Raw genomic sequence first — 8,721 nt, 5'->3', positions numbered from 1 at the left:
GCGTAGATATCGCGGGTGCATGACGCCAGGCTCGGCAAGGCTGCGAGGTTGCGGTAACTCGGGTCGATCAGGTCCATCACCAGGGCTGCCTGGTCCTCCGGGTGGCCGACCACGCGCCCCTCCACCTTGATCAGATTCGGGTGCAGCCCGGCGGCGATGCAGGCCTGCATTTCATGCAGCGGCGAGCCGTCGCTGGTGATCGTGCCTTTGTAGAGTTTGACCGCGACCGGCAACGCTGGCGGCTTCCACAACGCCTTGCGGATGATCCCCGAAGCGCCTTCGCCCAACACCTCGCCCAGTTCCAGTTCAGCCCAAGGGATATTCGGCGTTGCATCATCGCTCGCCACTTCAACGGCGATTTCCACCGGGTTACCGGCATAGGCCAGCCAGGTCAGGCTCGGCAGCGTCAGCAGCCATGGCGGCAGTTGGGTGAAGCGGTTGGAGGCGATACGCAGCAGCTCGAGGTTTTTGCAGTTGAGCAGACTATGCGGCAGGTCCGTCAGGTGGTTGCCGGCCAGCATCAGCTTTTGCAGGAGTGGGCGCTCGCCCAGCTCGCCGGGTAACTGGCTGATGCAGTTGTCGGTGAGGATCAGCCAGCGTAACTGTGGTGGCAGCGCGGCGGCGGGTACGTGGCTGATCTGGTTGGCTTTAAAGCCGATCATGCTCAGGTTGGCGCACTGGCCCAGGCAGGCGGGCAGCTCAGTGAAGGCGTTGTCCGAGCAGAACAGCACGCGCAGGTGCGCCAGCCGATACAGGTCGTCGGGCAGGTTGCTCAGGGCGTTGCCGGTGAGGTTGAGGATTTCCAGGCTGTCGGCCAGCTCGAAGATTTCCGGCGGAAATTCGGTCAGCCCGCAAGACAGGTCCAGGCGTTTGATACCGGCCAATTGGCCAGCCTTGAGTTGGGCGAGGGTATTCATGAACGGCGCGGTCACTCGGCAAGGTGGGCGTGAAAGGCGCTCATGATACCGGGTCGGGCGCGGGTTGCGGGCACACCGTTTGTAATTGGTTCAGCCGGCTCGCGGTGCGGGCAAGGTCGATGGCCTGGCCTTCCAGGGCACGCGCCAGGGGTTGCTGGCCGATCAGGGTCAGGCGTTTGTCCTGGTCGTAGAGCACGTCCACCAGGTTGATAAAACGCTGTTGCACGGCGATCGGGCAGTCAGCCAGGGAGGGCAGGCCGTCGATGACCCAGTGGTCGAAATCCTCGCACAGCAACAGGTAATCCATCACGGCGGTGAGCTGTTCACACAGGTCGTTGAAGGTGAACACGATGCTGCGCGCCTGATGGCTGCGGCAGAGCAATCGGCGGTTGCCGACCTTCAGGGTTTGCGCCGCGCCAGGTGTGGCGGGCAGCCCGAGGACTTCGCGCTGGGCGGCGCTACCGGGCCATACATACTGGCCGCCGGTGAAACGCTGTTCGGCATGGGCCTGGGGCAAGCTGCGAAAATCCTCGGGCGAGCTGACTTCCAGCACCTGCATGCGCGTGGCGATCAAGTCGATCACCGGCTTGAAGCGCTGGTGGTACAGCGGGTTGGGCAGCAGGCCGTCGGGGGCGTAGTTTGAGGTCACCAGCACCAGCACGCCACGCTGGAACAAGGCCTGGAACAGGCGGCTGATGAGCATGGCATCGCCGATATCGTGGACGTGGAATTCGTCGAAACACAGCACCCGGCAATCGGCCAGCAGCTCGTCCAACGTCACGCCCAGGGCGTCGTCCTGTTCGCGGTGCTGGAACATGCCTTGGTGCAGGCGGGTGAAAAATGCATGGAAGTGCACGCGTTGCTTTTGTGCAATCGGCAGCGCCTGGAAGAACCCATCGAGCAGCCAGCTTTTGCCACGCCCCACTGGGCCGTGCAGGTACAGGCTGCGCGTCGGCTGGCCGGCGAGCAGGTGCCGGGTTTCGCGGGCGAGGGCGGTAATTGCCTGGGTTTGGCCGGCGCTGAGGGTATAGCCCTGGTCTCGGGCCTTGTTTTCAAAGAACGCCGGGATAGGCGAGGCGCCTGTCAGCGCGTTTTTTTTACCCAGCAGACGCTGAATCAGGGAAAACACAACCAATGCACGTCACTCTGTATGTCGGTGGTTGCCCACTTTAGGGCGCTCGCGTCGATTTGACCAATACAGAACGGCGCCCCCCGCTATCTCGAAAAGGCATGTAACGCCCGCCACCCGGCCCAGACTGGCAGTTTCGCCCTTTGAGGCTAACCTCTTACAGAGCAATCACCCCTGTACAAGGATTTGGGGCCGTGAAGGGACGAGGCGTTTTGGCAGTCATGGGCACGATGCTCTGCAGCACGGTTTACGCTGCGCAACTCCAGGTGGAGGTGCGCATCGACGTGCAACGGGGCTGCCAGTTGGTGGGCACTACCCGCAGTGCGGGCATCGAGCAACTTGGCGTATTGGATTTTGGCAGCGGCCCGCGTCTGGATGACCCGGCCGGGCCTCTGAGTGCGGCGCTTATCAGCCAGCGCCAACCGCGCCTGGAGTGCAACCCCGACACCCCTTACCAACTGCGCGTTGACGGCGGCCTGCATGGCGGCAGCGGCGAAGTGCGCTACCTGAGTGCTGCGACGCCCTCGAGCAAACCGATTCCCTATCGTATCTATGCCGATGCCGCGCGGCGTATCGCCTTGCCGGTCAATGAACCGCTGAGCGGGCGTGTGCCCGACTCCGGCAGTGTCGACCTGCCGCTGTATGGGCGCATTGAGCCGCTCAAGGACATCCCGGCGGTCGGTCGCTACACCGACCTGCTCAAGGTCACCGTCACATGGTAAGCCGCAGCTTGGCCCTGGCGGCCATGGGCGGCCTGTTGCTGCTGGCCGATGACGCCCAAGCGGCGGTCGCCGGGCAGATCCACGCTCGGCTGGTCATCACCGCCAGTTGCCAGGTGAGCAAAGACATCGAGAGCGCGCCGGTGAGCCCCGCCGGCGGTAGTGCGCTACTGGATTTCGGCACCCAGGGGCCTACATGGAGCCACCCGTTGGGTGCGGGTGTTACCGATGGCAGCAAGGCGCCGCTGTCGGTGTCCTGCAACCCCTCGGTGGTCAGCAGCTTCACCGTGACCATCGACGGCGGCGCCCATGGTGATGGCACCACAAGGCGCCTGAGTAACGGGCGCCAGACCATTCCCTATCAACTGTCGGCTGACTCGCTCGGCCGGCGCAGCTACAGCATTGGCGAGCAACGCAATTTCGTCGTGACCAAGGGCACACAAGTACCGATCCCGGTATTCGGCTCGGTGGTGGCGAATACCAGGGCCTTACCGGCCGGCATCTACACAGACACCCTGACGGTGACTCTGGATTGGTAAACGATGAGGATGGACATCATGCATGCACTTATAGCAAAGGCGGTTTTTCCATTGATGGCGTTGGCGTGGGTGTCGGGCGCACAGGCGGCGACGGTGGCCGGTACGGTCAGCGCCACCCTGGTGCTCACCAGCAGCTGCCAGGTCAACGGCGCCGCAGCCACCGGCGGGATGAGCTTCGGTAACTTGAACTTCGGTACCGCCAACAGCCTGTTCACCGAAGCCGACGGCCAGGTGCTGGGCGGCGGTGGCGGGGCGTTGTCGATCCTGTGTTCGGCGGGTACTTCACCGACGTTGACGGTGTCTGCCGGTGCCCACGACGGCCAGTCCGTGGGCGGTGGTCGTGCGCTGTATGACGGGGTGGCCAATTACGTGCCGTATGACCTCTACACCGACAGCGGCCACTCGACGCTGCTGGCCATCGGCGGGGTGATCAACCTGGCGCCGAGCACTGGCGTGGCCCAGGCCGTGAATATCTACGGCAAGGCCAATGGCAAGGCGGGCTTACCGGCCGGTACTTACACCGACACGGTTAACGTGACCCTGACGTTCTAAGTGCCATGGGCCGGGCAGGGTGTGCGGCGTTGGCGGTGTGCATCGGCTGGGGAATGCCGCTGTCGCTGTTGGCGGTGACCAGCCAGTCGTTCCAGGTCAGCGCGACGATCACGCCAGGTTGCCTGGTGGTCGGCGGCGGTACCAATTACGGCAGCCTGGCGTTCGGCACCTATTCGGCGTTGGCCACCAGCACGGCGTCTGTCGCGCTGACGGGCGGCGTGACCCTGCAATGCACGCCGGGGGTGGCGCTGAGCATGAGTGTCGATGGCGGGTTGCATAACAACAGCGGACGGCGGATGCAGCTCAATAGCGGCACCGCCCAGGTGGTTTATCAGTTGTTTCGGGACGCGGCGTTCAGCCAGAGCCTGGGGATCAGCCAAAGCGTGAGCGTGGCCTACAGCGACGCCAACAACATCACCTTGCCGATTTATGGGCGAGTGCAATTACCGGGTAACCAGCCTGGGGGGACGTACAGCGACACGTTGCAGGTGCAGCTGTCGTGGTAAGGCGATCGGTATAAGGAGTGAGATCTATGTGTGCAGCTTCCCGGCACGGGTGGGCAGCGGGTTTGAGCGGGTTGTTGATGTTGGCGGCGGGGCAGGCCCAGGCGGCCAGCTCGGTGCTGATCTGGCCGATTGACCCGGTGCTGGAAGCCGATCAACAGGCCAGCGCGCTGTGGCTGGAGAACCGCGGCACCGAGACCGCCAACCTGCAGATCCGCGTGTTTGCCTGGACCCAGAGCGGTTTTGATGAGCAATACCAGAACCAGCGCGATGTGATTGGCAGCCCGCCGGTGGCGAAAATCGAGCCTGGGCAAAAGCAATTGGTGCGCCTGACCCGAACCAAAGAAGTGCCGCCCGGCCAGGAGCTGGCCTATCGCATCATCATCGATGAGATCCCTTCGGCCACACCACCGCCGGCTCCGGCGGATGGCAAGACCGCCGCTGCTATCCGCTTCCAGATGCGTTATTCGGTGCCATTGTTTGCCTACGGTCCAGGCCTGTGGAGCAAGGTCGACGGCACCCGTGACCGTGACCCGAAAACCGCCGGCAAGCCGGATTTAAGCTGGAAAAAAGTCACCGTGGGCGGGCGCAACTACGTCGAGATGCGCAACCAGGGCGCCGTGCATGCGCGCCTCACCGATGCCACCTTCAAGCAGGGCGGCCAGCCGCGGCCCTTGGTAGAGGGCTTGATGGGCTATGTGCTGCCGGGCGCGACCATGCGCTGGCCGGTGCCGGATGGTTTGCCGGCCGATCAGCCGCTGCAGGTGCGCATCAATGGGGCAACGCAAGTGGAGAATCTCGTGCCAGGACGCTAACTCAGTGTGGCAGGGCATGGAGTAGGCCCTGGTGTTAACAACGGATGGAGATGTCCATTGATGGGCACAAAGCCTTGGTGAGCCAGGATCGGGCTCGATGTCTATGGCGATCGGTGTGGGTGGTGGGCGGCTTGTCTGGCTGGGTGCTGGCGCCGCCGGGCTTCGCTGCGCCGTTGCCGCCCCCGCCCAGCAGTATGGAGGCTGTTGCCGATGCGCAGTTGTTCCTGGAACTGGTGGTCAACCAGATGGACACCGGCCGTGTGGTCGCCGTCAATCAGCGTGCCGGGCAGTTGTTTTTGCCTGCGTCGGTGTTGCAGGAAGTCGGTGTGAAGCTGCCTGGTGCCGTGCCTGGCGAAGTCGCGCTGGAAAGCTTTCCTGGCCTGCACACCGATTACGACAGCCAGGGCCAGCGCCTGGTACTGAGCGTGCCGCCGGCCTGGCTGCCGGAGCAATTTATCGGCAGCCGCAACAACTACCCACGCACCCAGGCGCTGACCAGCTTCGGCGCGTTGCTCAACTATGACGCCTACCTGAACAACACGGACGATGCGGGCACCTACCTCGGTATCTTCAACGAAGTGCGGCTATTCGATACCTGGGGCACGTTGTCCAACACCGGCCAATACCGCACCACCATTGGCCGGGAAACCGCTGGCAGCTCGCTCGACAACGGCTATCGGCGCTATGACACCACCTGGCGGTTCTCCGACGATGAGCGCCTGTTGACCTATGAAGCCGGCGATGTGATCAGCGGCGCCTTGCCCTGGAGCACCTCGGTGCGCCTGGGCGGTGTGCAGCTGTCGCGGGACTTTGGCGTGCGCCCGGACCTGGTCACCTACCCGCTGCCGCAGTTTGCCGGGGAGGCGGCGGTGCCGTCTTCGGTGGACCTGTTTATCAATGGCTATAAATCCAGCAGTGCTGATCTGCAGCCGGGGCCGTACACCCTCACCAACGTGCCGTTTATCAACGGCGCCGGCGAGGCGGTGGTGGTCACCACCGATGCGCTGGGCCGGCAGGTGTCGACCACGGTGCCGTTCTATGTCACCAGTACCTTGCTGCAAAAGGGCTTGTCGGACTTCTCGGTGGCGGCGGGTAATTTGCGCCGCGACTACACCATACGGGACTTTGGCTATGGCCCTGGCGTGGCCAGCGGCACCTTTCGCTACGGCATCTCGGATGCATTTACCCTCGAAAGCCATGCCGAAGCCTCCAGTGACCTGTCCCTGGGCGGTGTCGGCGGCAACCTGCGGGTCGGTAACTTCGGCGTGCTCAATACCGCCGTCAGTCAAAGCCAGTACGACGGCAGGACCGGCCAGCAACTGAGCCTGGGCTACCAATACAGCAACCAGCGCTACAGCCTCTCGTATCAACGGGTCGAGCGCCGTGAGCAATACGCCGACTTGAGCCTGATCGACACGCCTTACGCCAGCCTCAGCAAGCGCAGCCAGCAGGCGACCTTGAGCCTGAACCTGAACAATTTTGGCAGCCTGGGCGTCGGCTATTTCGATGTGCAGGCGGCGGATGATTCGCGCACCCGCCTGGTGAACCTGACCTGGAGCAAGCCGTTGTGGCGCAACAGCAGTTTTTACCTGTCGGCCAACCATGAAGTGGGTGATAGCAGCTGGGCGGTGCAGGCGCAGGTGGTGGTGCCGTTCGACGTCTACGGCAGCCTCAGCGTGGGCACCGAGCGCAGTAAAACCGGCGCGAGCCAGCAGCGTGTCAACTACAGCCGAGCAGTGCCGGCCGAAGGCGGCGTGGGCTTCAACCTGGGTTACGCCAGCGGTGATGGGCCGGCTTATCGCCAGGCTGACCTGACCTGGCGCCTGCAGTCGGTGCAGTTGCAGGCCGGCGTGTACGGCAGCAGCGACGCGGAAACTCGGTGGGCGGACGCCAGTGGCTCGTTGGTGTGGATGGACAATCAAATGTTTGCCGCCAACCGCGTCAACGATGCGTTTGTGGTGGTAAGCACCGATGGGGTCAGTGGTGTACCGGTGCGCTACGAGAACCAGGTGGTGGGCGAAACCGACCGCAACGGGCACTTGCTGGTGCCGTGGACCAGTGCTTACTACCGCGCCAAATATGAGATCGACCCACTGAACCTGCCATCGAACGTGCAGGTGCCCAACGTCGAGCAACGGGTGGCCGTGCGCCGTGGCAGTGGCTACTTGCTGGAATTCCCGGTGCGCCAGGTGATCGCGGCGAGCATCACCTTGGTCGACGCCCAGCACCAGGACTTGCCACTGGGCAGCCAGGTGCGACACGAGCAAAGCGGCGCGCAGGCGGTGGTGGGGTGGGACGGCCTGGTGTACCTGGAGAACCTGGCCGCCCATAACACCTTGCAAGTCACCTTGGGTGACGGCCAGACCTGCCAGGCAATGTTCGAGCTGGATACCACCCAGGCCCAGGTGCCACTGATCGGGCCACTGGTGTGCCAATGACATAAGGAGTGTGCGTGTGCGGGTCAAGGAATGGCTGTTGCGGTGCCTGTTGCTGGCAAGCCTGGGCGTGTCGGCGCAGGTGCAGGCCGTGTGCTCGGTGGTGGCCAGCGTACCGGCCAGCTTTGGCACGACGGTGAGTTCGATGACCGTGCGCACCACCTCTCAGCCCAGTTCGACCACCAATGCCGGCTTCAGCTGCACGCCGGCGCTATTGTCGGTGTTGGCCTCCAATGACCATTTTTACGCGACCGTCAGTGGTTCGCCCCAAGGTGGCCTGGTGGGGCCGACCGGTGATGTCATCAACTATACGATCTATGCCAACAACACCACGGCGTTCCCGATGACACGCGGCACCGCGTTCGATTTTGGCGGCAGTGGCGGCATTGCCGCCTCCCTTGGCCTGGTGTTCGGGCCGGGCACCAAAGTCGTGCCGCTGTACTTCGCCACCACCCTTGGCAGCAACGTGGCGTCGGGGGTGTACAGCGAAACCCTGAGTATTTTCTGGAACTGGAACTATTGCTCGGGCATTGGTATTGCTGGGGCCTGTCTGGGCCGTGAGATCAACAACGGCACCACGACCTTGAACGTCAGCATGACGGTGGTCAACGACTGCCAGATCACCACGCCGCCGATTGCGTTCGGCAGTGCGCCGGTGGTCAGCGCCTTCGCCACCGTCAACGGCCAGGCCAGTGTGGCCTGCACCAAGGGCAGTGCCTACACCGTCGGCCTCAGTGATGGGCAGAACCCGGTGAGCGTGGGCGGACGGCGGCGGATGATTTCCGGCGGTAACTTCCTGGCCTACGACATCTTCATGAGTGCCGGCACCACGCGCTGGGGCAGTGTGGGCGCAGCACGGCGGGCCAGTTCCTCGGCCGAGATCAACCCCGGCAACGGCCTGGGCACCGGCAGCCAAGTGTTCAACTACAACGCCAAGATCTACACTGACCAAGCCACGCCGCCGGGCGGCACCTACATTGATAATGTGGTGCTGGATGTGGGCTTTTAACGCCGCGTCCGTTGAAGGTCCACGCGATCAAAATGTGGGAGCGGGCTTGCCCGCTCCCACAAAAGCCGGTCTTGATCCTCTAGAACTTGAGCAAGTGCGTAGC

The 8,721-nt window shown here is 63.5% G+C and carries 9 protein-coding genes; 7 read left to right on the top strand and 2 right to left on the bottom strand.

Annotated features, from left to right (window positions below):
- Together FEM54_RS17100 and zapE are read right to left on the bottom strand one after the other, a co-directional pair.
- Positions 1 to 917: leucine-rich repeat-containing protein kinase family protein (locus FEM54_RS17100; protein WP_138452060.1), on the bottom strand; the 917-nt coding region annotated here is incomplete at its 3' end.
- 40 nt (positions 918 to 957) lie between these two features.
- Complete coding sequence (zapE, locus tag FEM54_RS17095) at positions 958 to 2,052, bottom strand: cell division protein ZapE (protein WP_138452058.1); 1,095 nt, start codon at positions 2,050 to 2,052, stop codon at positions 958 to 960.
- Between the two features lie 215 nt (positions 2,053 to 2,267).
- On the opposite strand from zapE, the gene FEM54_RS17090 reads away from it, so the two are divergent.
- The 7 genes from FEM54_RS17090 to FEM54_RS17060 are packed head-to-tail and all read left to right on the top strand — an operon-like array spanning position 2,268 to position 8,618.
- Positions 2,268 to 2,768, top strand: coding sequence for a Csu type fimbrial protein (locus FEM54_RS17090; RefSeq protein ID WP_017136489.1), 501 nt, complete (start codon positions 2,268 to 2,270; stop codon positions 2,766 to 2,768).
- Positions 2,762 to 3,304 carry a spore coat protein U domain-containing protein gene (locus FEM54_RS17085; protein WP_099550034.1) on the top strand — a complete coding sequence of 181 codons (543 nt, stop codon included), beginning with the start codon at positions 2,762 to 2,764 and terminating at the stop codon, positions 3,302 to 3,304. Before FEM54_RS17090 ends, FEM54_RS17085 begins: the two co-directional genes overlap by 7 nt.
- An 18-nt stretch (positions 3,305 to 3,322) precedes the next feature.
- The gene (locus FEM54_RS17080) at positions 3,323 to 3,856 is read left to right on the top strand and encodes a Csu type fimbrial protein (protein WP_026013648.1); all 534 of its coding nucleotides are present in this window, start codon (positions 3,323 to 3,325) and stop codon (positions 3,854 to 3,856) included.
- Positions 3,857 to 3,861: 5 nt separating this feature from the next.
- Complete coding sequence (locus FEM54_RS17075; protein ID WP_026013649.1) at positions 3,862 to 4,362, top strand: Csu type fimbrial protein; 501 nt, start codon at positions 3,862 to 3,864, stop codon at positions 4,360 to 4,362.
- Between the two features lie 26 nt (positions 4,363 to 4,388).
- The gene (locus FEM54_RS17070) at positions 4,389 to 5,174 is read left to right on the top strand and encodes a fimbrial biogenesis chaperone (protein WP_138452056.1); all 786 of its coding nucleotides are present in this window, start codon (positions 4,389 to 4,391) and stop codon (positions 5,172 to 5,174) included.
- 44 nt (positions 5,175 to 5,218) lie between these two features.
- The gene (locus FEM54_RS17065; protein WP_032865533.1) at positions 5,219 to 7,612 is read left to right on the top strand and encodes a fimbria/pilus outer membrane usher protein; all 2,394 of its coding nucleotides are present in this window, start codon (positions 5,219 to 5,221) and stop codon (positions 7,610 to 7,612) included.
- Between the two features lie 16 nt (positions 7,613 to 7,628).
- Complete coding sequence (locus tag FEM54_RS17060; protein ID WP_138452054.1) at positions 7,629 to 8,618, top strand: Csu type fimbrial protein; 990 nt, start codon at positions 7,629 to 7,631, stop codon at positions 8,616 to 8,618.
- Positions 8,619 to 8,721: the final 103 nt, after the last annotated feature.

This window comes from Pseudomonas edaphica (assembly GCF_005863185.1).
GTDB lineage: Bacteria > Pseudomonadota > Gammaproteobacteria > Pseudomonadales > Pseudomonadaceae > Aquipseudomonas > Aquipseudomonas edaphica.
The sequence above is the reverse complement of the archived record's forward strand: the minus strand, read 5'-3'. Positions and strand labels throughout refer to the sequence as shown.